Source organism: Amycolatopsis pittospori (assembly GCF_013870525.1).
In the GTDB taxonomy this organism is placed as follows: Bacteria; Actinomycetota; Actinomycetes; order Mycobacteriales; family Pseudonocardiaceae; genus Amycolatopsis; species Amycolatopsis pittospori.
In genome coordinates, this window is record NZ_JACBXD010000104.1 from 1 (window position 1) to 24,067 (window position 24,067).

At 70.3% G+C, this 24,067-nt stretch carries 15 protein-coding genes; 6 read left to right on the plus strand and 9 right to left on the minus strand.

Translation table 11 applies throughout. The features are described 5' to 3' along the window. A partial coding sequence (locus H5J31_RS39645; RefSeq protein WP_207899292.1) for a hypothetical protein occupies window positions 1-302 on the plus strand: 302 nt, incomplete at its 5' end. A 20-nt stretch (window positions 303-322) separates the two neighbouring features. Here the strand turns inward: H5J31_RS39645 and H5J31_RS34960 are convergent. Together H5J31_RS34960 and H5J31_RS34965 are read right to left on the minus strand one after the other, a co-directional pair. Beyond that, window positions 323-2,515, minus strand: coding sequence for a DUF6049 family protein (locus H5J31_RS34960; RefSeq protein ID WP_181776958.1), 2,193 nt, complete (start codon window positions 2,513-2,515; stop codon window positions 323-325). After that, window positions 2,512-3,036 (minus strand): NUDIX hydrolase, encoded by a 525-nt coding sequence (locus tag H5J31_RS34965; RefSeq protein ID WP_181776959.1) that lies wholly within the window; start codon window positions 3,034-3,036, stop codon window positions 2,512-2,514. Before H5J31_RS34965 ends, H5J31_RS34960 begins: the two co-directional genes overlap by 4 nt. A gap of 160 nt (window positions 3,037-3,196) precedes the next feature. On the opposite strand from H5J31_RS34965, the gene H5J31_RS34970 reads away from it, so the two are divergent. The 5 genes from H5J31_RS34970 (at window position 3,197) to H5J31_RS34990 (ending at window position 8,662) form a co-directional block, all read left to right on the plus strand. Continuing rightward, entirely contained in the window at window positions 3,197-4,618 is a 1,422-nt protein-coding gene (locus H5J31_RS34970; RefSeq protein WP_181776960.1) for a CCA tRNA nucleotidyltransferase, read from the plus strand. Between the two features lie 11 nt (window positions 4,619-4,629). Beyond that, the gene (locus tag H5J31_RS34975; protein WP_181776961.1) at window positions 4,630-5,397 is read left to right on the plus strand and encodes a DUF4241 domain-containing protein; all 768 of its coding nucleotides are present in this window, start codon (window positions 4,630-4,632) and stop codon (window positions 5,395-5,397) included. Window positions 5,398-5,475: 78 nt separating this feature from the next. Then, window positions 5,476-6,783: a sensor histidine kinase gene (locus H5J31_RS34980; RefSeq protein WP_181776962.1), complete on the plus strand. Its 1,308-nt coding sequence runs from the start codon at window positions 5,476-5,478 to the stop codon at window positions 6,781-6,783. Window positions 6,784-6,799: 16 nt separating this feature from the next. After that, window positions 6,800-7,651: a class I SAM-dependent methyltransferase gene (locus tag H5J31_RS34985; protein WP_181776963.1), complete on the plus strand. Its 852-nt coding sequence runs from the start codon at window positions 6,800-6,802 to the stop codon at window positions 7,649-7,651. Window positions 7,652-7,672: 21 nt separating this feature from the next. Further along, window positions 7,673-8,662 (plus strand): LLM class flavin-dependent oxidoreductase, encoded by a 990-nt coding sequence (locus tag H5J31_RS34990; protein WP_181776964.1) that lies wholly within the window; start codon window positions 7,673-7,675, stop codon window positions 8,660-8,662. Window positions 8,663-8,665: 3 nt separating this feature from the next. On the opposite strand, the gene H5J31_RS34995 is transcribed toward H5J31_RS34990, so the two are convergent. From H5J31_RS34995 to H5J31_RS40495, 7 genes are read right to left on the minus strand one after another with little or no spacing between them, the layout of a single operon-like run. Next, window positions 8,666-10,591 carry a TNT domain-containing protein gene (locus H5J31_RS34995; RefSeq protein WP_181776965.1) on the minus strand — a complete coding sequence of 642 codons (1,926 nt, stop codon included), beginning with the start codon at window positions 10,589-10,591 and terminating at the stop codon, window positions 8,666-8,668. 41 nt (window positions 10,592-10,632) lie between these two features. After that, complete coding sequence (locus H5J31_RS35000; RefSeq protein WP_181776966.1) at window positions 10,633-11,751, minus strand: ADP-ribosylglycohydrolase family protein; 1,119 nt, start codon at window positions 11,749-11,751, stop codon at window positions 10,633-10,635. Between the two features lie 4 nt (window positions 11,752-11,755). Then, window positions 11,756-13,819, minus strand: a complete 2,064-nt coding sequence (locus H5J31_RS35005) for a YrhB domain-containing protein (protein WP_181776967.1) — start codon at window positions 13,817-13,819, stop codon at window positions 11,756-11,758. A 16-nt stretch (window positions 13,820-13,835) separates the two neighbouring features. Next, window positions 13,836-16,082 carry an ADP-ribosylglycohydrolase family protein gene (locus tag H5J31_RS40490; RefSeq protein ID WP_181776968.1) on the minus strand — a complete coding sequence of 749 codons (2,247 nt, stop codon included), beginning with the start codon at window positions 16,080-16,082 and terminating at the stop codon, window positions 13,836-13,838. Beyond that, a complete protein-coding gene (locus H5J31_RS35015) occupies window positions 16,083-17,552 on the minus strand; it encodes a TNT domain-containing protein (protein WP_181776969.1) in 1,470 nt (489 codons plus the stop codon). Between the two features lie 37 nt (window positions 17,553-17,589). Continuing rightward, window positions 17,590-18,057: a hypothetical protein gene (locus H5J31_RS35020; protein WP_181776970.1), complete on the minus strand. Its 468-nt coding sequence runs from the start codon at window positions 18,055-18,057 to the stop codon at window positions 17,590-17,592. Continuing rightward, window positions 18,054-23,774, minus strand: coding sequence for a toxin glutamine deamidase domain-containing protein (locus H5J31_RS40495; protein WP_328701691.1), 5,721 nt, complete (start codon window positions 23,772-23,774; stop codon window positions 18,054-18,056). The genes H5J31_RS35020 and H5J31_RS40495 overlap by 4 nt, the downstream gene beginning before the upstream one ends. Between the last annotated feature and the right edge of the window lie 293 nt (window positions 23,775-24,067).

The window sequence follows — 24,067 nt, forward strand, 5'->3', positions numbered from 1 at the left end:
CCGTCCGGCGGCGGCTGCGGCAGCGGCGGAGGGGTCGCACGACGTGGCCGTTCACCGCGCTCACCGCGTTCGGGCGGGAGCTGCTGCGGTGGCGGCTGACGGCGTTCGGCTCGCTCGGGGCGTCCCGAACGTTCCGGACGGCGTGCCGGGCCATCGGTGCGACGGGGCGGCGGTGGCGGAGTACCTTCGCGCCGGGGACGGCCTGCACGCTCGGGCGGTACACCCGGCTCTCGTTCCAACGCGTGCCCAATCCTCGGTGCTCGACGATGCCCGGTGGCACCGTTCGGTTCGACCCAGGGTAATCGGCAACGCCCGGAAACACTTAAACCTGTGCGTCCTCGGTCACACGCGGGGGAGTTTCGTTCGTCCGATCGACGCGTGAGTCTTTGATCCTCCGGTAGATCCGGCGGGACGAGAGCAGCAGCAACGCGCCGGCCGCGGTGACGGTCACGATGATGGTGATCGCGCCGTACTCGGTGGAGGTCAGTTCGAATCGCGCGTCGGAACCGAGCTTGGTCCCGTCCGGCGTGGTCAGGGTGACGTCGACACTGAACCGGCCCGCTCGCAGCGCTTCGACCGGGATCAGCTGGTTGACGGCGCCGTAGGCCGGGACGGTCCGCTCCGGGACCGCTTCGGTCGGGCGCAGGCCCACGTTGTTCTTCAGCACGGTGCGGACGTTGATGCCGACCGGCAGGCCGTTGGTGATGTACGCGGGAAGCGGCGACGCGCCGGAAGCCAGCGCGATCGTCTGCTTCGGCCGCTCCACGGTCACCTGGCCGCGGATGGCTTCGAGGTCACCGCGGGCGTTGCCGGTGACGGTCCCGGCGTCCGCGCCGCGCCACGACGTCGACGCGGCCCGGATCAGGGCGAGCCGGACCGGGGCGATCACATCGGCCGGATTCACTCGTTTGGTGGAATCCATCGTCATCGCCGACGACAGGCCCAGGGTCTCGTTGTCGATCTGGGACATCCTCGCGGTGACGTCGCCGCTGGTGGCCGTCGTCAGATCCTGCGGGTCGTAGTTGACCGTCGCGGTCCCGGCCGGGCTCTCGCCCAGAAGCTCGGTCAGCGGCGCCGACTTGGCGACGCCGGCGCCGAAGAAGTCACCCATCCGTTCGAGGAACGCGGTGAGTTCGGGGCGGGTCTGGTCCCAGTGCCGCGGCGGGGCGATCAGCAACTGCGAGCGCTCCGGCCCGCCCGTCTGCCCGCCGAGTCCGGCCCGGAAGGCGATCGCGCCGAGCCCGTTCTGGGTGGACACCGCCCGCATCGCGGCCCCGTCGAGCACACCGCCGGTGGCGCCCGACCCGTTCAAGGCGGACGAGATCAGCGAGTCGATCGGCTGCGCGCGCAGATCCGTTCCGTCGATCGACACGCCACCGGAGACCGCCGGACCGGACTGGAGCCGGTTCGACTCGGTGATCACGGTCTTCACGCCGGCCTTGCCGATCGCGTCGACGGTCTGCGAGTCGAGGGCGCCGCCGGGCCAGAGCACGCCGTCCTGCGGCTGGATGCCGAGCAGGTTCTTGATGGTCGCCGCGCCGCCGATCGCGCTGGTCAGGAGCGCGGTGTCGGTGGCGTCACCGGCGCGGACCTTCGTCAGCGCGGTGAGGTCGGCGTCGGCGAACGGGAGCGTGACCACGCATCGGCCCGCGACCAGCGCCTTCAGCTGACCGAGCCAGTTCTTCGCGATCTCGACGCCCTTACCGGGGACGGGCGCGCCCCCGGTGGCGACCTGGTAGCCGCGGGTCATCCCGTCCACGGTCGCGACCAGGTCGGGGTCGATGGCCAGGCACAACGACGACGAGACCTTCGTGTCGGCTTCGGCCTCGCGCGCGGCCGCGACCAGCGAGTCCAGCCGTCCGCCGCTGTCCATCTCGGTGGCCAGCCGTTCGTCCGCCAGCGTCAGCGGACCGCCGAGCGGGGACGAGACGACGTGCACCGTGCTGTTCGCGATCGGCCACAGCAGGCTCGTCGAGGGCGCGGACGGCGGACGCGACGCGGGCGGCTTGCCCGGGACGCCGAGCACCGGCATCAGCAGGCTGATCGCGGCGAGCCGTTCCGGGCCGCCGAAGTCGGGGGTGCCGTTGACGTTCACCAGCAGCGGGTACACCCCGGGCTTCGGGAACTGCAGCTTCGAGGACTGGCCGAGCGGGACGGTCAGGTTCAGCCCGGCGGACTGCCCGGCCTCCAGGGTGTCCGGTTCGAGGTCGACGAACTCGGTGGCACCGAGGTCCTTGAACTTGCCGCCGGCCAGCACGTCCCCGATCTGCTGTTCGGTCTGCAGCCGGGTGCCCAGCTGCAGGCGGACGCCCAGTTTGGTGATCTTGCGATCGCCGATGTTGGTGACCCGGCCGGTGATGGTCAGCGACGTCGAGCCCGTGGTGACCACGCGCGGGTTCAACTGGTCGAGGTCCACGCGCAGCCGGGACTGCTCCTGCGCCTGCGCGGTCGCACCGAACAACGCGGGCAGGGCCAGGAACAGGATCGACAGGACAGTGGCGGCAAGCCGCTTCACTCAGGTGCTCCCTCGGCGGTGTGCTGTTGCTGCGCGAAGAGTTCTTTGGCCTTCCGGACCAGCTTGCGCTCGTCGGAGTAGGCGAGGGTGGTCTCCAGGTCGGCGAGCGGTACCCAGGCGACCTCGGTCACCTCGACATCCTCGTCCGAAAGTTCGCCGCCGGTGGATTCCAGGATGAAATGGTGCACCGTCTTGTGCACCCGGCGTCGCTCGGCCACGAACCAGTAGTCGATGGTGCCGAGGGGCTGGAGGACCTGCGCGGAGATGCCGGTCTCTTCCTTCACTTCGCGCACCGCTGTCTGCTCCACCGTCTCACCGTCCTCGATGTGGCCCTTCGGCAGCGACCACAGCAGTCTGCCGTGCCGGTCGAGCCGCCCGATCAGGGCGGCGTTGGCCCGTTCCGCGTCGACGACGAGACCGCCGGCCGAGGTTTCGTCGACCGTGGTCAGCCGCCTTCCCCGCCTGCGCCTCCGCCGGCGGCCCGGCTTCGAAGCGCCGGAGCGGCCGGCTGATCCAGACATGCTGCGATGCTAGAGCAAACGGCGGTACGGGTACGCTGGCTCTCCGTGCCCGTGTTGGGCCGGGTCGTAGTAAGTGTCTCGGTAAGTACATCCAAATCGTGGTGGGATTGTCGTGAACAAGGTGGTCGCCGGGCAGGCGATTGCGGGGAAGAGCACTGCGATGCAGAACGCTGTGACGGAGCTGATGCGTATTTCGCCGCTCGCGGACGAACTCGCGAAGCTCTTCGCCAAGTCGGGCTACCGCCTCTATCTGGTCGGCGGCAGCGTCCGGGACATGATGCTCGGCAGGCTGTCGAACGACCTCGACTTCACCACCGACGCCCGGCCGGACCAGGTCCTCAAGATCGTGAGCGTCTGGGGCGACGCGGTGTGGGACGTCGGTATCGCGTTCGGCACCGTCGGCGTGACCAAACAGGGCATGACCCTGGAGATCACCACTTTCCGCGCCGACAACTACGACCGCGTCGGCCGCAACCCCGAGGTCACCTTCGGCGACAGCATCGAGGGTGACCTGCTCCGCCGCGACTTCACGGTCAACGCGATGGCGATCGAGCTGGCGAGTCAGACCTTCGTCGACCCGTACGACGGGCTCCAGGCGCTGCAGGACCGGGTGCTCGACACACCCGCGACCCCGCAGGAGTCCTTCGCCGACGACCCGCTGCGCATGCTTCGGGCCGCGCGGTTCTCCGCGCAGCTCGGGTTCACCGCGGCGCCGCGGGTGGTCGACGCGATGACGTCGATGGCCGAGGAGATCGACCGGATCACCGCCGAACGCGTCCAGGCCGAGCTCTCGAAGCTGCTGCTGGCCGAAGACCCGCGGCCCGGGATCGAGCTGCTGGTGGACACCCGCCTCGCCGACCGCGTGGTGCCGGAGGTGCCCGGGATGCGGCTCGCGATCGACGAACACCACCAGCACAAGGACGTCTATCAGCACTCGCTGACCGTGCTCGCGCAGGCGATCGACCTGGAGAAGACGCACGAGCCGACGTCGGAGCCGGATCTGATCCTGCGGCTGGCGGCGCTCCTGCACGACATCGGCAAGCCCGCGACCCGCGAGTTCCAGCCGGGTGGCGGCGTGAGCTTCCACCACCACGAGGTCGTCGGCGCGAAGATGGTGCGCAAGCGTTTGCGCGCGCTGAAGTTCTCGAAGGAGATCGTCCAGGACGTCAGCCAGCTCGTGTTCCTCCACCTGCGGTTCCACGGATACGGCAAGGGGGAATGGACGGATTCGGCGGTGCGGCGCTACGTCACCGACGCCGGCGATCTGCTGCCCCGGCTGCACAAGCTCGTCCGCGCCGACTGCACCACGCGTAACCGGCGTAAGGCGGCCGCCCTGCAGGCGACCTACGACGACCTCGAAAAGCGGATCGCGACGATCCAGGCGCAGGAGGACCTCGACCGGGTCCGGCCGGACCTCAACGGCGAGGAGATCATGCGGATCCTCGACCTCAAGCCGGGTCCGGACGTCGGCAAGGCGTGGAAGTACCTGAAGGAACTGCGGCTCGACCGCGGTCCGCTGGATCACGACGACGCGGTGGCCGAACTGAAGAAGTGGGCCGCCGAGAACGGTGTCGGCGGCTAGCGTCTCCGCTCATGGGGATGAGAGCGAAGATCGCCATCGGCCTGGTGATCGCCGCCTTCGCGGCGGCCTGCGTGGGGTTCGAACTGTGGCCTCGCGGCCAGTCCGCGGCGCAGGTGGAGCAGCAGGAACCTCAGCGTCCGGTCCGGCGGGACGGGTTCGACGATCTGTTCCGCGACGGGCTCAAGGTCCGAGTCACCCTTGAGAACCGGCCGGAGGCGATCGTCGAGGTCGCCGAACTCGGCGAACTGGATCTGCCGAGCGGGCGGCTCGTGGCGGGTGATCCTTCGTACGGCGGCAGCTCCGCCATGCCGGGGCCGTTCCTGGTGACCGTCCCGCCCGGCGGCTATCCGGTTTCGGTGGCCAAGGTGCGGCTGACGGACGACGACGGCGGCGAGTACCGGCGGATCGCCGCGGCCCGGGTGCGGGTGCGGGCCGAGCCGGTGGTCCGCTGGGAACTCGCGCTGACCGAGGGGGACGACCCGGCGAAGGCGAAGGCAGGCGAGGTCTACGGCTACGGGGTCGACTCCGGAATCGGCTCGTTCCTGGACGCGACCGCCGCCCCGGCCTTGCCACGGCTCGTCGGAGACAGCGGTGAAGGTCCGCTGATGAAGCTGTTCGAGAACGACGGGATCGGCGGCGCCCATCTGATCCGGGACGGCGGCGCGGCCGTCGCGGCGTTCATCTCCGGATGGGGCGACGGCGGCTACCCGACCTGGATCGGCTACACCGACCGGGGGCAAGTCGCCCGTTTCGTCACGGATTTCCACGTCATCGGCTGAGATAACCCCGTTGGACCCTGGCTCGTTGTGCCGTTAGCCGACATACTCGCGCCGGTGCTCGGGGCAGGGGGAAATTCGATGGCGAAGCGGCCACCCAGTTTTCTGGTGACGTTGCTGCGTCGCGGCGCGCCCGCGCTGGCCACCGCGACGAGTGAGCTGTCCGACGAGGTCGGCGACCCGACGCCGATGCGGGCGTTGCGGCGGATCCAGCAGATGTCCGGGCCGGTCGACACCGCGTATCGCGACAATCTTCTGTTGCGCGCCGCCCGTTATGTCGCACTTGTCCCCCTGGTCTATCGGCTCTTCGCGGTGCCGGGCGCGTTCGGCGTCTACGTCTCCACGCACGGCATGATCGGGATCGGCCCGGTCGGGCTGGTGGCGCTCGGGTCGGTCGGGCTGTCGCTGTACGGGATCCGATGGATGCTGCGCTCGGCGCCGTTCCGGCCGCAGCACGCCGCCCGGCTGCTGGCCATCGACCTCGTGTTCACCCTGCTGGCGCCGCTGGCCGTCGGCGCGCTCGTGCCGGCTTCGGTGTTCGAGCAGGCGATGACCGTGCCCGGCAAACACCTGCTCGGCGAGGTCGCGCTGCTGGCGTTGGCGCTGGGGATGCCCGCCGCGGTGGGGCTGGCGCTCGGCAGCTTCCCGGTTCGGATGCTCGCGTCCCTGTTCGGCACCGGCAAGGCTTCGCCTGGCGAAGCCATGGCCACCTTCCCCTCGATCCTCGGCGTGCTGTTCACCGCCAGTGGCGCGCTGGTCCTGATCGGCCTCGGCACCCGCCTCGCCCTCGCGTACGGAATCCGCAACGGCCGGATCGCCGAACGAGCCCGCCAGCACCGGATACTGCACGACTCCGTGCTGCAGACCCTCGAAGCGATCGCGCTCGCCAACAAGGGCGACCCCGCCACCCGGCTCGCCGAGGTCCAGCGGCTGGCGCGGGCGCAGTCGATGGAACTGCGGCAGACGATCGAAACCGAGACTTCGGAGCGTTCGGAGGCCGGCTCGCGGCCGCTGGGCGAGAAGCTCGCGTCGCTGGCGGCGGAGATGGCCAGGGACGGCCTGCGCGCCCAGCTCGTCATCGCCGAACTGGACGACGACACGCTTTCGGAGGTCCGGCAGGTCGCCATCCGGGACGCCGTCCGCGAATCCCTGCGCAACACGCTCAAACACGCCGGGACGGACAAGGTCGTCGTGCGGGTCGAGGAGCAGGATGGCGGCGTCGCGGTGATCACCCGTGACCACGGCGCCGGGTTCAGCCTCGACTCCCGCCCCGCCGGTTTCGGCATCAGCGAGTCCATCACCGCCCGGCTGAACGAGGTCGGCGGGACCGCCAGGGTGGAGTCGGCTCCAGGCAATGGCACCAGAGTCACCCTTTGGGTGCCTTTCTGACGGTAAACAGGAGAACATGACGAAAACGGAAGTCCTGGCCGAAGCACTCACCGCGTACAGCGTCGGTGACCCGGCCAAGGCGGCGGACCTCGCCGGGCGTGCCGGATCCACGCTCGGTGCCGAATTGCGGCGCTACCTGACCGAAGGCGGCGGTGGTCCGGTCTACGACCAGCCCGCCGCGTTCACGGCGTTCATCCGCGGCGGCGGGAACGTGAAGCTCTACCGGAAGCTCAGCGAGGCACTCGCCCGGCGCTACGGAAGTGTCGGTTCGCTGCTCGACCTCGGCTGCGGCGACGGGCTCGCCGTCGTCCCCGCGCTCGAACAGGCCGACCGGCAGCCCGGGCGGATCGACCTCGTCGAGCCGTCGAGCGCGCTGCTCGCCGAGACGCGCAAGCATCTCGACGGCACCCACGGCCTGCACACCTGGGAAGCCACCGCGCAGGAGTTCCTCGCCCGCGACGACGATCGACAGTGGCAGCTGACGCAGTCGACCTTCGCGCTCCAGTCGATCCCGACCGCGGAACGGACCGAGGTACTACGGGCACTCCGGCCGCGCACCTCGTGTCTCGTACTCGCCGAATTCGACGTGCCTGAGTACGACGAAGAGTCCGCCGAATACGTGCTTTCGCTGGTCACGCGCTACGAACGTGGGATCTCCGAGTACGGCCGGGACGCGTCTTTGGTGGCGCAGGGCTTTCTGCTGCCGATTCTGCTGGGCCTCGTCAAACCCGGAGCCGACCGGACGAACTGGGAGCAGCCGGCGACCGACTGGGCCTCGCAGCTCAAGGACGCGGGCTTCACCGGCATCCGGATCGAACCGCTGGCCGACTACTGGTGGTCGCCCGCCGTGCTCATCACCGCGTCCTGACTTTTGGCTACTTTGGGGGCCATGGGGATCTCGCGGCTTTCCGCGCTCGAACTCGCCGTCGTCGAAGACGGTCGCGCCGCCACCGAAGTGCTCTCGTCGACGGCCGTCGTCGCCGGGAAACTGGAGGAACTGGGGTACCACCGGATCTGGATCGCCGAGCACCACGGCTCGCCCGCCATCGCGACGGCGTCCCCGCCGGTGCTGGCGGCGCATCTGGCCGCGGTGACGTCGGCGATCCGGATCGGGTCCGGCGGGGTGATGGTGCCGAACCACGCCCCGCTCGCGATCGCGGAGCAGTTCGCGACGTTGTCGGCGCTGCATCCGGGCCGGATCGACCTCGGCGTCGGCCGCGGTCCTGGCACGTTCGACGAGAAGATCGTCCGGGCGCTTCGCCGGGGCGCGGATCCCACGACCGACGACGAATACCGCGCCGACGTCGCGGAGTTGCTTCGCCATCTCGCCGGGGAGACCGGGATCCGGGTGCTGCCCGGCGAGGTGCCGACGCCGGAGCCGTGGCTGCTGTGTTCGAGCGCGGCCGGCGCCCTGCTCGCCGCCGAACTCGGACTGCCGATCGCGGCCGCGCACCACATCCGTCCGCAGGACACGGCCGAGGTACTCGAGACCTACCGCGGGAACTTCAAGCCGTCACAGTGGCTTGAGAAGCCGTACGTGATCCTCTGCGTCGAGACGATCTGCGCGGACACCGACGAGGAGGCGGAGTACGTCGCCGGGCCGTGCAAGGTGATCAAGTCGTACCTGCTCGACGGCGAGGGCGGCGACCTCGCCGTCCCGACCCCGGAGCAGGCCGCCGCGCACGAATTCGCCCCGGAGACCGCCGAGATCCTCGGCCGGTTCGCCGCCGCGCAGGCGCACGGCGGACCGGAGAAGGTGGTGCGCTCGCTGGAGACGCTGGCCGCCGCCACCGGTGCCGACGAGCTGATGCTGACGACACCGGTGTACGACGCCGGGGCGCGGGCGCGGTCCTACGAACTGGTCGCGAAGTCGCTTTAGCGGCTACTGGACGCGGGAAAGCGCTCCGGTTTCGAGGTGCTGGGCGAGCGGCCGGGGCAGGACGTAGGCCACGGCCCCGCCCGGCGTCCCGTTCCACGGCGCGGTGATCCCGGTGATCACGCGCAGCGGCCGCTGCACGCGGAACAGGCGGCGATCCCGTTCGCGGTCCGCCGCGAGCGAGGTCTCGATGAACCGCGCCGATTCGGCGTGCACGAGGTTGCCGGTGTCGTTCCCGAACCGCTGCACGGTGGTGCCGGGGGGAAGGACGACGATCCGCTTGCGGCGGAAGAAGTTCAGCGGCGGCTCGCCCCGCAGCGGCAGGATCGGCCAGTCGGCCGGGTTGTCGGCCTCCTCGTTCGCGCCCACCGCGGCGCGCGCCGGGTACAGCAGCAGGGTGCCGAGCAGGAACCGCGCGGCCTCTTCGAGTTTGGCGAACGCCACCGGTTCGTCCGACGGTGGTCGCGAGACCTCCCAGCCGTTCGCGACGCGGCGCAGCGTCCAGACCCCCGGCTCCGGCACCACGTTCGCGCCGATCCGGTAGGCCGTCGGCGCGACCCCGTGTTCGGCCAGCCGCTGGGCCAGCACGTCCAGCACCTCGCCGGCCCGGATGTCGCGACCGGGCTCGCCATCGCGTTCGACCCGGGTGCGGACGCCTTCGTCCGGCAGGTCCGCGTCGGTCTGCGCCGGCCTCGGTTTGCCGACGATCTCCGCTTCGGCGGTCGCCCGCACCAGCTCGCCGACCAGCGGCGGCCAGAACCCGGCGGCCCGGATGTGCTCGACCAGCTCCGGCTCCGGCGGCACGCCGTACTTCCGCAGGTAGTGCGGGACGGCCGCGGGCCAGATCCAGACGCCGTCGGTGTGGAAGGCGTTCGGCACGTCCGGCGGACCGTTCGGGGTGAAGATGTCGGGCTGCGGACCCGGCCGGGACACCGCCACCGGGGAGCGGAAGAGGTAGTCCAGCACCCCGCGGACCTGGTCCGGCGGCACCGGTGGCCGGTTGACGACCGGACGTTCGCCCTCGTTGTGCGCGTCGGCGACCTTCGCGTGCCGGAAGACGACGTCGAGCGGCAGACCCGCCTTCGCCGAGAGCCAGGCCGGGACCTGCTTCGCGTCGCGCGGGAAGATCGCCAGCTCCGTGGCGTACGCGCGCGGAGACGGCTTCCCGCCTTCATTCGGCGTCAGCCGCCAGGTGGGTTCCTGCTCGGCGTCGAAGTCGAAGTCGAAGTGCGACTCCGAGTCCAGCGTGAAGGTGCCCTGGAACCAGGCGCCGGTCTCGGCGCTGTACATCGCCGCGCGCAGCCGCGTGAACAGCGATCCGAGTTCCGGCGGGGCCGCGATCGACACCGACACCGGGCCGTTGCCCTCGTCACCGACCGAGCGGACTTCGAGTTCGGCGTAGTCGCCGACCTGCCGGAACTGCGCGCCGACCCGCTGCCAACCCGGCGGCAGCACCTTCAGCAGCGTCCGGCCGATGGCACGCAGCAGCGCCGACTGGTCACCCGTGCCGACCTCCGGCCGCGCGTCCGGCGTCTCGACGAAGTCGTGCCTCGTCTGCCACAACGCCGTCAGCTGCGACGGTGACGCTTTCGTCGAGAAGTCCGTCAACCCCAGCTCGGCCGCGCGGGCGGCGTCCTCGCCCGCCCAGCGCAAGGTCAGCTCGCCGCCGGTGTTGGGTGCGACGAGGAAGTGCTCGTCGTCGTAGCGGCCGTGGGTCTGCAGGCTGAAGGTCACGCCGACCTCGCCGTTCAGCACCACCCGGGCGGCGCGCCCGTTCCACTCGCGATCGAAGCCGTCAGGCGCCGCTTCCCCCGGCGGCGCGATGAGCAGCAGCGTGCCGTCCTCGGTCGACCTCTGGGCCGCGAAGACGGTGTCCCCCCACACGGCGTACAGGCCATCCGGCCGCTCCGCCGCTTGAACCCGGTAACGCACGATTCGTTCCCCTCCCCAAGTTCCCCAAACCGGAGGTAAATCTAGTAGGCCGGGTAGCGGACGTACCACCGGTCGTCACCCGGCGCGTTGCCCGCGAACTCCGCGAGGGCGTCATCGGCCAGCTGCCCGATCACCCCGGCCAGCTCCAGTTTCGACAGCCAGTCCGTCTGTAGTTCTTCTTCGCCGTACATCGCGCCGACGAGGTTCCCACAGACCGATCCCGTCGAGTCGCTGTCCCCGCTGTGGTTCACCGAAGCGAGCAGCGCGGAATCCGGGTCCGTGGTGGCCAGGGCGACGTAGACGGACATCGAAAGCGCGGTCTCGCCGACGTTCCCCTGCCCGAGCGTTTCGAGTTTCTCCGGCGTCGGCGCCCCCTTGCCGGCCAGCGCGAGCGCCTGGTCCAGCGCGACGCTCTGTTCCTCGTGCCCCTGGTACTTCTCCAGCTCGGCCCGGCCCACCCGGACGGCGTCGAGCAGCGGTTTCCCGCGCAGCAGTTCGTGCACGATCACCGCGAACGCACCCGACGAGAGATACCCGCTCGGGTGACCGTGCGTCAGCGCCGCACTCTCGGCGCCGAGCCGGAACACCTCCGCGACGTCGTCCGACCACAGCGCCACCGGCGCCGCGCGCATGACCCCGCCGCAGCCCTTCGAGTTGTTCACCGGCTTGTCGATGCCGGCGCGCACGCCGGTCTTGCCGTACGCCTCCAGCTCGCTGAAACAGGTGAGGCCGGGCGCGCGACGGCTGAACAGCTCGCGGTTCGTGATCAGCCAGCCGTCCGGTTCGACGCTCGTGTTCTCCGGCCCGCGGGCCCGCTCCCACGAGACGCCCTGGGTGTGCAGCCAACGCTGGTAGGCGAGCTGGAGTGACTGCTCGACTGGGAAGGCGTTAGCAAAGGTCCCTTGCTCACTGTTCGCGCCGACGTGGGCCCTGATCAGGCCTTCCAGTGTGAAGAGCGTCATCTGGGTGTCGTCGGTGATCCGCCCGATCCCGCCGTACGCGGGGATGAAGCCGGTGATCCCGGCGGGGCCGGCGATCTCGCGGATACGGTCGATCGAGTCGAATTCGGTCTTCGCGCCGAGCGCGTCGCCGATCGCCCCGGCGTACAGGCTGCCGCGCAGCCGCGACCGGGTCGCCGGATCCTGAAGCCATTCGCGCATTGCTCTACTGATCTCCTCGCGGGTACCGCTCCGCGTCCCAGCGACGTCGCTCTTCGGGTTCACGGGGCAGGCCGAAACGGTTGAAGTAGTAAAAGGCGTCGCCCGCCATGGCGTCCACGGCGCCGAGACCGTCGAACGCGGCGAGCCATTCCCGCGGCAGGCCGGGCACGGTGAGCCTCGCGCCGACCATCGTCCCGGTCAGCGCGCCGGTCACCGGACCGCCGCGGGCGGCCAGCGCCAGCGCCGCCTCGGGGTCGTGACCTCGTTTGGCGGCGGCGAACAACGCCCTGCCCAGCACCGAAAGCGGCGTGCGGCCGTCGCCGATGCTGTCGAACTGTTCGACGTCATCGCCGTCGATGTCGTTCCTGAGGTCGAGAACGGTCTTCACCAGCTCGCCGACTTCGCCGCTGTAGTCGTCGAAGCCTTCGAGGAAGTTCGCCACCGCGGGCACCCGGTTCCGGGCCGCGAGCTGGGCGCGGAACAGGTTCACCAGCAGTTCGGCGCCGTGGACGACCTCGTGTCCGGCCGCGGAACCGACCAGCTCACGGACCACCTTCATGGCGTAGAACGTGCTGTCGGCGGGACCTTCGACGCCGCCGGTCACCGTCGCGGCCAGCGCGGTCACCAGCATGGCCGAGAACTCGGCGGGTGGCGGACCGGCGGCCGCGGTGGCCTTGGCGACCCAGCCGTCCGGACGTCCGCCCGCGGGCAGCGACGCCGGGATCTCGGCCTTGTCCGGGGTCGCGTCGAGGCCGCGGATCACCGATTCGGTGTGGAACAGCAGCTGCCGGGTCAGCCCGCCGAGCGGCAGGCCGTCCGCCGGAGCCGCGCCCGAGCCGAGCGCGTCCCCGATCGCGAAGCCGACGTACGCGCCGACGAGCGGCGGATACGCGAAGCTGCCCAGGGGCAGGTCGGGGTCGAAGAACTTCCCGCCGGTCCAGGCTTTGGGCCATGGCTCGCCGTCGTCGTCGAAATGCGTCACCAGCCCGGACGCGAACAGGTCTTCGGGCATCTCCGGCAGCGGACGCCGGTCGTACTTGGCCCGGGATCGCTTGAACGACAGCGTCGTGGCGCGCACGTAGCGGACGAGTTCGTCGGTGCTCAGCGTGTAGCCGTTGTTCCTGGCCTGCGCGATGAGGCTCGGCAGGTTCGAGGTGGCCGCGCCGACGTCCTCGCCCAGTTCCTCGCGAAGCGCCTCGAAGGCCTTCGCATAGTCCTCGCCGAGGTAGGCCGGACGCCCGATGGACGGCTGACGCTGGGCTCCCGACTCGAGACCGAGGTCGGCGACCTGACTCAACGTCTCCGGGTAGACGTGGAAGGTCTCCGGGCGGCCCGGGTTCACCAGCAGGCCGACGCCCGGGGTGCCCTTCGCGCGCTTCAGGAGCACTCGCGGCTGGACCCGTTCCCAGGTGTCGTACTCCGGCAGAACCTGGTTCTCGGAGGTGTAGACGACGAACCGGGCACCCGCGTCACCGAACTCGCGGACCTGGAGGTGGCCGCCCTTGGCCGGGGCCAGCACATCGAGGTCGAGCATCCAGTGGACGAACTCCTCCGGAGTGATCCACTCGACGCGCAGGTAACCCAGCAGCGTTTCGACGTCGCTTTCCGGGACAGGCCGCCCGGCGAAGCGCGGGCCGGGCCGGTAGTCCGGGTTCGCGCGGACGGCACCGGCCGGCTCGCCGTAGAGCGTGTGCTGCTCCCAGCGCCGGATCGCCGCCTTCGGCACCGGCAGACCGGGCGCCACGGCGGGATCGAACTCGGGATCGACGACCTCGGCCCAGCGGGTGAACGCGTCGTCGTCGGCGTCGCCGCCCGCCGCCGAAACCGCCATCAACTCCAGGTCGAGCCGGATCTCGCCGCCGTCGTCGGGCACGAACGCGACCGGGCTGGGGAACAGGCCGACGCCCGGGTCGGTCCCGTCGAGCCAGCCGACGGTGTTGTACGTGACGTTCCAGCCGTCGGTCGCGCGCACGACGTACTCGCGACGGACCCTCAGCGCGCCCGTCCCCTCCGAGCCGCGGCCCGCCAGCCACTCCTCGACGCGGCTGACGGCTTCCTCTTCGTTCATCGTCCCCATTCCTGATTCACCAGCGGGGATACCGCCGGTCCCAGCCGTCGACCTCGTGCAGCGCCGAGTGACGGTCGAAATGCCAGAACGCGTCGGTGGCGATGTTCTCCACCAGATAGCGCAGTTCCAGCTGCTCGACCCACTTCTGCGGCAGGCCGGGAATGCCGGTGCGGGCACCGAGCAGCGCACCGGCGATCGCGCCGGTCACGGCACTGCGGCCCGAATGGTTGACCGCCCGCAGCAGCGCCTGCTCGGGGTAGTTCTCGAAGCCGGACAACGCCGCGAACGCGCGGCCCAGCACCGAAAGCGTGCCCTTGCCGTCGCCGATCAGCTCCGGGACGCGCAGGTCGGGTAGTCCGTGCTTGCCGAAGAACGGCACCGACTCCGCGACCATCGCCTTGAGATCCGCCCAGACCGGTCCCCGCTGGTGCGGATTCTGATCGTCGAAGATCTCGCGGGAGGTGTTCCACACCGGGTAGCTGAACGCCTCCGAGGTCAGCGCCGGTTCGAACAGCCAGGTCAGGTAGGTCGCCGCCTCGACATCGACCTCGCCGGGGTGCGTGACCGAAACCAGGTCGCGCACCGCCTGGCGGACACCGCCGCTCATCGCGCTGCCGGGTCCGGCCGAGGTCAGGGCGGCGGGCAGGGCCGCGACCAGCGCGTCCGGCCCGCTCAACGGCATCGCCGTCGGCGAGATCGTGGCCAGCGCGTGATAGGCGTTCAGTTCGGCGTCTTCGGGAGTGCGCCGGACCCGGAGCTCCGGCACCTTCACCAGCCAGCCGTCCGCGTTGTCCAGCGGCGCGCCCTGGGTGTGCAGCCAGCGCATGAGCGCGTTGCGGGCGACCGTCCCGAGCGCCCGTTCGGCGTCGCGGTTCTCCGGCTGCTCGCGGTGCGGACTGCGGATCACGGCCTCGGTGTAGAACAGCAGCCGCTGGGTCAGGGGCCCGATCCGGCCGGGCAGGTCGAACGCGACCGGCAGGTCGGTGACGCCTTCCGGGCCGTAGGTGCTGTGGATCTCGTCGAGTCGCATCCGGTCGACGGCCGCGCCCAGTGCTTCACCGAGCGCGAAGCCGACGTACGCGCCCGTGACGCGCTGCCAGCCGTAGCGCGAGCTGGAGCGGTCGCGGTCGAAGTACTTGCCGAAGGTGTCGAGACGCGGCTGGATCTGGCCTTCGTTGTCGTAGCCGGGGGCGAGACCGTTCGCGCGCAGGTCGTTCGGGCGGCCGCGCGGCGGTTCCGGCAGCTTGAGCCGCGCCAGCCACGACTGGCCGAGCACGGTCTTCTGGCATTCCTCGGCGGTGAGTTCGAAGCCGCGGCGCCGGGCTCGTTCGGCCGCGTGCAGCGGTGGCTTCACCGGCTCGGGCAGGCCCATCTTCGCCGCGGTGTCGGCGGCGAGGGTCTCCAGTTCGGGATCCGCCTCCGGGCAACGCTCGTTGACGTCGATCGGTGCTCCCCGGCGCGGGAACCGCTGCGCGGTCTCGGCGAGTTCGGCGCCGCTGACGTCCTCGAACGTCGCGGGTCCGCCGTTGATCACCAGGTTCGGCGGGCTTTCGTACCCGGCCAGCGTGGCGATGTCGACCTTCCAGTACCCGTGCTCGCGGGACGGGAGGTTCCTAGTCGAGCTGAAGACCCGCAGCTCGGCGCGTTCCTCGTTGAAATAGAACCGCTCCGTCTTGCCGGACGCCAGGTCCAGCGGGACGTAGACCTCGCAGCGCAGCAGCCCGATGAGCAGCTGTTCCCTGGTCAGCCAGCCGACGCTGGCGAACGACAGCAGCGTTTCGAGCTTGTTCTCCGGTTTCGGGTAGCCGCGGCGGACCGGTCCGGCCCGGTACTCCGGGTTCTCGCGTTCCTCGCCGGTCTGGACGCCTTCCGAGTTGACCTTGACCCAGCCCGCGACGACGGGCGGCGGGACCCCGAGGTCACCGAGCCCGGCCTTCGCGTACTCGGGGTCGACGACCTCGCGCCAAGCCTCCTGGCCGGGGAACGCGACCGGGACGCTGAGCCCGCCCGGCTGTGGATGCGCCTGGCGCAGCTCGCCGTCCGGTTCGCGGACGGTCACCGACGGCGGCGGGAAGATCTCCTTCTCGGCGTGACCCTCGTCGAGGAAGGCGATCGTGTTGTAGGGGACAGACCAGCCCTCGGGGATGCGGAGGACCTTTTCGTGGTGCACGCGCAGGCCGGCGCCGCCAGGTTCGGACACGTCCGGACCGTGGACCGCGCGCAGCCACTCTTCGACCTTGGCTACCGCTTCCGCCGATTCCACCTACTCGATCCTCTCCAGGCTGCCGTCGGACACGTGCTCGGCGATGGTCTTCGGGAGCACGTAGGCCACCGCACCACCGGGCATGTTCGCCCACGGGACGGTGACACCGGTGATCACGTGGAGCGGGCGTCGCAGCCGGTAGGTCCCACCGACACGCTCCCGTTCCAGCGGCAGGGACGTCGTGGCGAACCGTACCCCGCCATGGTGAACCAGATTGCCGGTCTCCTCGCCGAACCGCAGTACGACCGTACCGGCGACCATCCGGCTGACGCGCTTGTTGCGGAGCAAGGTGAGGGGAGGCTCACCCGCCGCCGCGTGCACCGGCCAGTCGGCGAGTTCCTTCGCGGTCTCCAACGGGGTTTCGTGCCCGGCCGTCATCCTCGCCGGATGCAGCAGGACGGCACCGAGAAGCTGGTGAGCCGCGTCTTCGAGCTTTTCGAAGTACTTCGGCGACACCGGGGAGCCGTCGGCGTAGGCCGCGACCTCCCAGCCCTTCTCGGTGAAGTTGAGGCACCAGGCGCCGTCCGCGCGGTCGCCGATGCGGTACGCCTCCGGCCAGACGGCGTGCTCGCCGAGCCTGCTGACCAGGACCACCAGGAGTTCTTCGTCGGCCAGGGCCGGGTTCGGGGACGTCTCCAGCTCCGCGGCGATGTCGCCTTCGGTCTTCTTGACGTCGGAGCGGCCCGGCTTCGGCCGCGGTTTGCCCAGCAGGTCGGCCTCGGCGGTCCGCCGCACGAGGTGCTCGACGTACGGCGGCTGGAATCGCTGCCCCCGGATGTGCTCGACCAGCTCCGGCTCCGGCGGGATGCCGTACTTCCGCAGGTAGTGCGGGACGGACGCGTGCCAGATCCAGGTGCCGTCGGTGTGATAGCTCTCCGGGACGTCGCCGTCGGCTTCGGGTTCGAAGATGTCCTTCCCGAGACCGCTGCCGGAGAGGATCGCCGGCTCGCGCTCCAGGTACTGCGCGACCAGCGGTGCTTCGGATTCGTCGAGCTCCTGTCTGTCCACCACGGGCGGCTTGCCCTCGGTGTACGCGTCGACGATCCGCGCGTGCCGGAACTCGACGCGCAACGGCAACTGCGCGCGCAGCCGCCACCAGTCCGGGATGTGCTCGTCGTCGCGCGGGAACGCGGCCAGCTCGTCCGGATACGCCGACGTCGCCGGCGCCGCGGTCCAGGCCGGTTCGTCGTCGAGGGTGAAGTCGAAGTCGAAGGTGCCGTCGGGTTTGAGCGTGAACCGCGACTGCAGCCAGGTCCCGCGGCCGGTGGTGTACATCCCGGTGCGCAGGGTGCCGAAGAGCGCGTTCAGCCCGGGATCGGGGATGACATTGTGGCCCTCGAGTTCGGAGTGCTCCCCGGCCTGGCGGAAATCGGCGACCGCGGCGTGGGCGGTGTCGGTGACACCCGCCCGGATGAGCTTGCCGATCTCGACCAGCAGCCCGCGTTGTTGTTCGGAAGTCAGTTGTTCCACGTGAATCATCGCGCCCGGGTCGGCCGGTCGAAGGCGATCACTGGGAATCCCCTTCCTCCGGGGGTTTGTATTCGGGGAAGCGCGGCTCCGCGCGGAAGGTCGGTGGCTCGCCGGCGGCGCGACGGGCCAGTTCGTCCTCCCACATCTTGAAGGTGCGCTTGCGCAGGGACTGGATCAAGGCCGATTCCTGCGGCTCCATCCGGCGGTTTTCTCGACTGGCCTGCTCGTACAGGCCGTCGATGGTCTCGTAGAGCGCGAAAACCGGACCGCTGCCCTTGAGTTCGTACGCGCGAGCCCGCTCGGTTTCCTGGACGAACTTCTCCTCGGACACCTTGCTGATATCCGAACTCGCCATCGCCCACATGACCTCGCGGACGAATTCAGGCCTTTCGTCGAACTCACCCGTGCGAGGGTTGAGGAGGTAGCCGGTCAGACCACCGCCGGGAGTGGACTCGAGGCGGTAGGTCTTCCCGAAGTACGTGTAGAAGGACGGGTTCTGGGTCACGTGCTCTCCTCAGGCGGCAGGCCCTGCCGGAGCCCGGTCATGAACTTCTCCCGGACCCGGTCCATCAGCGCCGCTTCCAGCAGTGCTTGTTCCGGGGTCAGCCGCTTCTTGTTGTTCTCGTCCAGTGTCCGGTTGTACGTCGGGAGATCACGCCGGACTTCGTACAGCGCGTGCTCGTAGGCCGAGACGGTGTCGATATGTCGCAGGTGCAGCCGCAGTTCCGCGACGTGCCCGTTCGGCAGCCGGACGTTCATCTGCAGGTCGCGATACCCACTGTCCTGCGGATTCGCGAATCGGTCGTCGAAGCTGACGATCCGGAGCTCCGGATCGGCCATGACCGCGGCCAGCGCGTTGTAGGCGTCGGCGACGGTGTCGAACTGGATCTTCGCTCCGACCAGGTCGGTGAGTTTTGAAGCGTCGCCGTCGTAGCCGTCGATCTTCGCCCTGGCGCGGTCGTCGTCCTTGACTCCCGGACGGCCGGACGCCTCACCATTGTTCTCGGTGGCGATCCGTTCGGCGATCCGGTTGAGGTCGCCCTGGTTCTGTGGCCAGGCCTCACGCTCGGCGTCGAGGAACTCCTGGATCTTCTCCGGATTTCCCTTGTTCGCGCGCTCGAACCCGGCGTGGTACCGGTCGCGCGGTTCCACGTCGCCGGCGGTTTCCGAAGCCGACTCCGAGATCTCCCGCTGTACCTGGGAGAGCGGGGTATCGCCGGGGCCCTCCTGCTGGACGTCGTCGATCATCTGGAAACCGCGGTCCTCGACATCGCGCAAGGCGTCCTCGAGGATCGGGATGGCCTCCGGGTGCAGCAGCAGGCTGCCGATGGTCATCGGGTTGTTCAGCAGCGAAGCCCGCAGGTACGCGTTGTCCGGGTTCTCCAGCAACCGGACGAGTTCCGGATGCCCTGGCAGGTGATCGCGGATGAAGTCCCGCATCGGCCCGACGTCGTGTTTGACCCCATCGTGGTCCTCGTAGACGGCCCGCTTCTTCTCGGGATCCAGTCCGTCCACCCTCGAAGCGACCTCGGGGTCGTTCAGGAAGCGCTCGACCTCGGCGTGGACCGCCGGGTCGACGTTCTCGGGCTTCCGGGGCAGGTCGGCCTGGTCCGGCTGGCCGGCGTCGTGCGCCATGCCGTACCCGGCGTCGCGCGGCGGGGTCACGATCGGACGGCCGTCCGGCCCGATCCGCGACGGCTGCACGTCAGGGGTGTCTTCGCGGGCGAAGGCGATCCGCGGGTCGGTGGGCTGATCCGGCCGCGCGAACGCGATCCGCGGGTCGACGGGCCGCGCCGACGCGGTGTCGGTCTGCGTGGTGTGCCCGTCGGCGTGCTGCCCGGCGTGCGCCGCCGGACCCTCCGGGACGCCGACGTGCATCAGCTTCATGCTCAGCGGCGGATGCGGCAGGTTCATCAGCGCGCCCGACTGCGGGTCGATGAACGCGACGCCGTCCCGGGTGTTCGCCACCATCGCGATATGGCCGCGTTCGACGCCGTTCTCGTCGAGGTACTTGACCGCGACGACGGCGTGGTGATCGGTCGGCATGTCCCGCATCTCGCGGATGACGGTGTCGTAGTCGGCGCGGTCGGAGAACTGGCCGCCGAACCGCTCTTCGACGTGCTCCAGCGTGCCGCGGCTGTCCATTTCGTGCACGAGCAGCGGGTCGGCGGTGGAGTCGATGCCGTTCATCCGGTCCATGTAGGCGCCCGGCGTGCGGGTGCAGTTGGACCGGTAGCCGTTCTCCAGCGCGTCCGGGTCGTTGAAGTGCGGATTGACCTCGCCGAGGTGCGGATGCCGTTCGCGGACGTACGCGGCCTGCTGCTCCGGGCTCGCCGAACCGGCGTGGATCGCGGGTTCGCTCGGCGGGTTCGTCGCCACGGCCAGGGACGAGAAGTCCCGCTCCGGGGCAGGCAGTTCCATGGTCTGATCGGAGTCGCCGTGGTCCTGGGCAGGCTGTTCGCCGTACTCGGGTCCCTTGTCCGCGTCCGCGACCCCGTGCTGGGCCGGGTTTTCCGTGGTGAGGTGCGGGGTCTGAGGCTCGTCGAAACCACCGAGGCGCGCCATCGACTGTGCCTGCGCGAGACGCGCGAGCTCGGGTGCCTCCGCGTTGTGCCGGGCCCGCCGCTCTTCCAGCTTCCGTTCGGCGGTCTCGGCGTCGAGGCAGCGCGGGTCGGGAGGCGTGACCTCTTCGGCGTGGATGACCCACTTCGGCCGGTCGACCAGCGGAGGAGTCTTGAACTCCTTGCTGTGCACGTAAAGCTGCGTCTTGGGCTTGCTGATCGCCTCGTTCTCACCCGGGTTCTCGGCGAGTGAGGAAACGTCCTTCGCGGTCTTCGTGACGATGTGGATCTCGACGTCTTGGCCGAACTTCGACTTCGTGTCCGAGGACGTCTTGATGGTGGAGCTGGTCATCGTCGGTTCGGGGACCGTCTGGCCGGGCTCGTAATGCGCCGCGATGATCCCGGCGGCCTGCATGTCGCCCTTGGTGTCGACGCCGCGGATGGCCTCGCCGTGGAAGTCGGGTAGCTCGTGCAGCGCGCCGACGATCGCCCGGGTGCTGCGCTGGGCGTTCTCGAAGTCGGGGTGGGCTTCACCCCGCCGGTTGGCCTCGTTGATCGCGTAGGCGTGTTCGCGCGAGTACGAGTAGATCGCTTCAGCGGCTTCGGGCGAGACGCGGTCCTTGAGCGGACTCGCCTCAAGCCGCTGGACGGCCTTGGCGCGAGCCTGCTCGGCGAGTTCGGCGCTGTCGTACCGGTCGCGCAGGCTCTTGTGGTCCTCGGGCGAACCGCGGAAACCGGTGTCGTCGACGTAGCTCTCGTCGAGCCGCGTCGGCGTCTCCTCCGGCCCCTTGAGCCGGTCGGCGATGTCCAGCTCGGTCTTGGGCGCCGGCTGGTCGTCGGACCGGTCGACCGGCGGCGGCTCGTCGTCGCCGCGCAGCCGCTCGGCAGGCGACTTCTCGGGCTCGGGCGTAGGCGAGTCCGCCGGAGTTTCCGACGTGTGTGACGGCGCTTCCGGCGTGTGGGCGTGCGGAGCGTCGCCGCCGCCCATCGGCATCGCCTTGATCGACGTCGGATTGTCGGGCAGTGTCGCGAGCCGCCCGGTCATCGGGTCGGCGAAGACCACGCCGTGCGGGGTGTTCACCGCGGCGACGATCCGGGTCTCGACCCGGTCCTTGGACCGCGGCGAGCCCTCCGGCGCGTTCGGGTCGCCGGCGGCGTGATGCTCGAACGCCACCGCCGTCCGCGCGCCGACCGGACGTTCACCCAGGTCACGGGCGATGTCGCCGAAGCCGCTCTGCTCCGACCACCGGCCGCCGATCCGGTCGCTGACGTGCTGCAACGGCGAACCACCGGTCGACGGCCCGGCGACTGCGTCGCCCCCGTTCATCCGGTCCTCGAACGCGACCAGCGCCTCGGCCGAGTTGGTCTGGTAGCCGTCCTTCCACGATTCGGGCGTGTAGTAGTTGCGGGTGTTGACCTCGCCGACCGCCGGCAGGTCGTCCATCAGCAGGCGGATCTGCTGCTGCGGCGTGTCGGTCGAACCGGCGTGGATGGCCGGGGCCCCGCCCTCGTCGAGCGGCTTCGCCAGCTCCGACCAGCCGCCCTCGGGGGCGTGCTCCCTCGGCTTGGGGATCTCGCGGACCGGCGCGTCGTCGGGAATGTCGACGAAGCCGCCCTTGCCGTCGGCGATCTTGGTCTCGAGGCCCGCGAAGTTGTTCTGGAACAGCTCGGGGTGGTCGCGGCGAAGCTGGGCGTCGCGGTCGATCTCTTCCTGAGCCAGCCTGTCCTGCTCGGCGTTGTTGTACTCGCGCCGCTCCGCGACCTTCTCGTTGACCTGTTCCGGGGTCAGGTGACCGTCGTCGCCGGCGACGACCTCTTCGCATTCGACGATCCACTTCGGAAGGTCGTTGACGCTGCCGTCGTCCAGCCGTGCCCTGTACTCGGGGTGGTCCGGATGCCCCGGCCCCATCTTGACTTCGGTGACGCGCAACTGCGTCGCCGACTTCATCAGCACTTCGCGCTCTTCCGTCTTGGAGGCGAGGTCCTCGATGTGGCGTCCGGTCTTCGACTGGATGCGCATCTCGACTTCACCCGGGAAGGTGCTGTGCGGATGCTCGGGGGTGACCCGCGACGTGCTCAGCATCTGCGGGTCGACGATGACCCGGCCCTCGGCGTGCGCGGCGAGGAAGCCCTGGATCGCGCTCTCGTTGCCGTGGAAGTTCACCCGCCGCGAGACGACGCCTTCGTAGGCGGGCATCTCGTTGAGGCCGGAGGTGATCGCCTCGATATGCGGCCGGAGCGCGTCCAGCTCCGGCCCACCGTGACGCTGGGCGCGAGTGATCGTCTCGGCCATATCGGTACGCGTGTAGCTGTGTACCGCGTACGCGCCCTGATCCGACATGTTCTTGACGTGCGGATCCTCGTGGGCGTCGCGTTTGGCGAGGGCTTCCCGGTGGACCTGCTCGTTGCGCGCTTCCCCGGTCTTGGGGTCGACACCGCGTTTGTCGATCTGCGTTTCGGCGAGCGCGCGGTAGGCCGCGGGATCGTCGGTGTGGAACTCCGGATCCGTCAGGTACCGCTCGTCGGACGGGTGCGCCTCGTCCTTGGGCGCTTCGGTGTCGTGAGGCGCTTCGGTTTCCTTGGGCGCTTCGGAGTCCTTGGGCAGATCCGCGTCCTTCGGCAGATCCGTGTCCTTGGGCAGGTCGGCGCCGTCGTTGAGGTTCCCGCTGTGGTCCTTCGGCGCCTGCTGGGGCGCGCGCTCTTGCGGTGCGGGGCCGGCGTTCCCGTCCTGGCCCGGGCGCGGGGCCGGGACCTGCGGAGGACGTTGCGGCTGCTGGCCACCGAAACGCGGCTGCTCGCCACCGGGCGGCAACGGACGCCCGGGCTGCTGACCCGGATGCCCGGGCTGACCCGGCCGACTCTGCTGACCGGGGTTGGGCTGGCCGGGATTGGGCTGGCCAGGGTTCGGCTGACCCGGGTGGTGACCGGGCGGAGGCGGCGGCATGGGACCGCGGTTGCCCGGGAACGGTGGGTTGCCCGGATGCTGGGGTCGCGGCGGAGGCGGCTGGTAGCCGGCGGGGCCACGCTGCTGGCCCGGATGCTGACCAGGGTGCTGACCCGGATGTTGCCCGGGCGGCGGCAGCTGCGGACGCGGCGGGACACCACCGTGCTGGCCGGGTCCCTGGGGCGGCCTGCCCTGATAGCCCTGCGGGCCCTGATGCGGCGGGGGTGCCTGGTGAGGCTGGGGTGGTTGCGGCGGCCGCTGGCCGGGAGGAGGTCCCTGCGGCGGCGGTTGCTGGGCACGCTGCTGCGACCTGTCCCCCGGACCGCCAAGACGCCGATCCTGGACATGACCACCGTTGCCCGGATGCTGGGGCGGCGGCTGCGATCCGGTGGGGCGCGGACCCTGCGGCTGACCCTGCGGTCCGCGAGCGGGCATGGGTCCGTGGCCGCCACCCTGAGGCGGCGGCGGAGGCGCGAAGCCACCCGGAGGTCCCTGCGGCGGCGGCTGCATCGGCTGGCCCTGGAAGGGCATCTGACCCTGCGGCTGATCGAAACGCGGCTGCTGCGGCCCGCCGTTTCCACTGAGACCGGCGGCCTGGACGCCGTCGTTCGGCCGGTTCGGCGGCGGGAACCCACCGGGTGGTGGTCCGTTGCCGCCGGGCGCCATGCCATAGCCGCCCGACGATCCGGGCGAGCTCGAACCCGAGTTCGGCGCCATGCCGTACCCACCCGAGCTCGCCGGGGAACCACCGGACGACGCCGGTGCACCGGACGAGGCCGCGGGCGGCATTCCACTGGACTGGGCAGGACTCGGTGCGGGGCTCGGGGCTGGTCCCTGTGCGGGACTCGGGGCCGGGCTGGACGCGGGGCCCTGGGCGGGACCCGGGGCCGGACTTGATGCCGGTCCTTGCGCGGCGCTGGACGCCGGGCTCGACGCCGGACCCTGTGCCCAACCCCGCGGTCTGGGTGAAGGATCACCCGGGGAGCACCGCCGACAAGATCAAGGCCGCC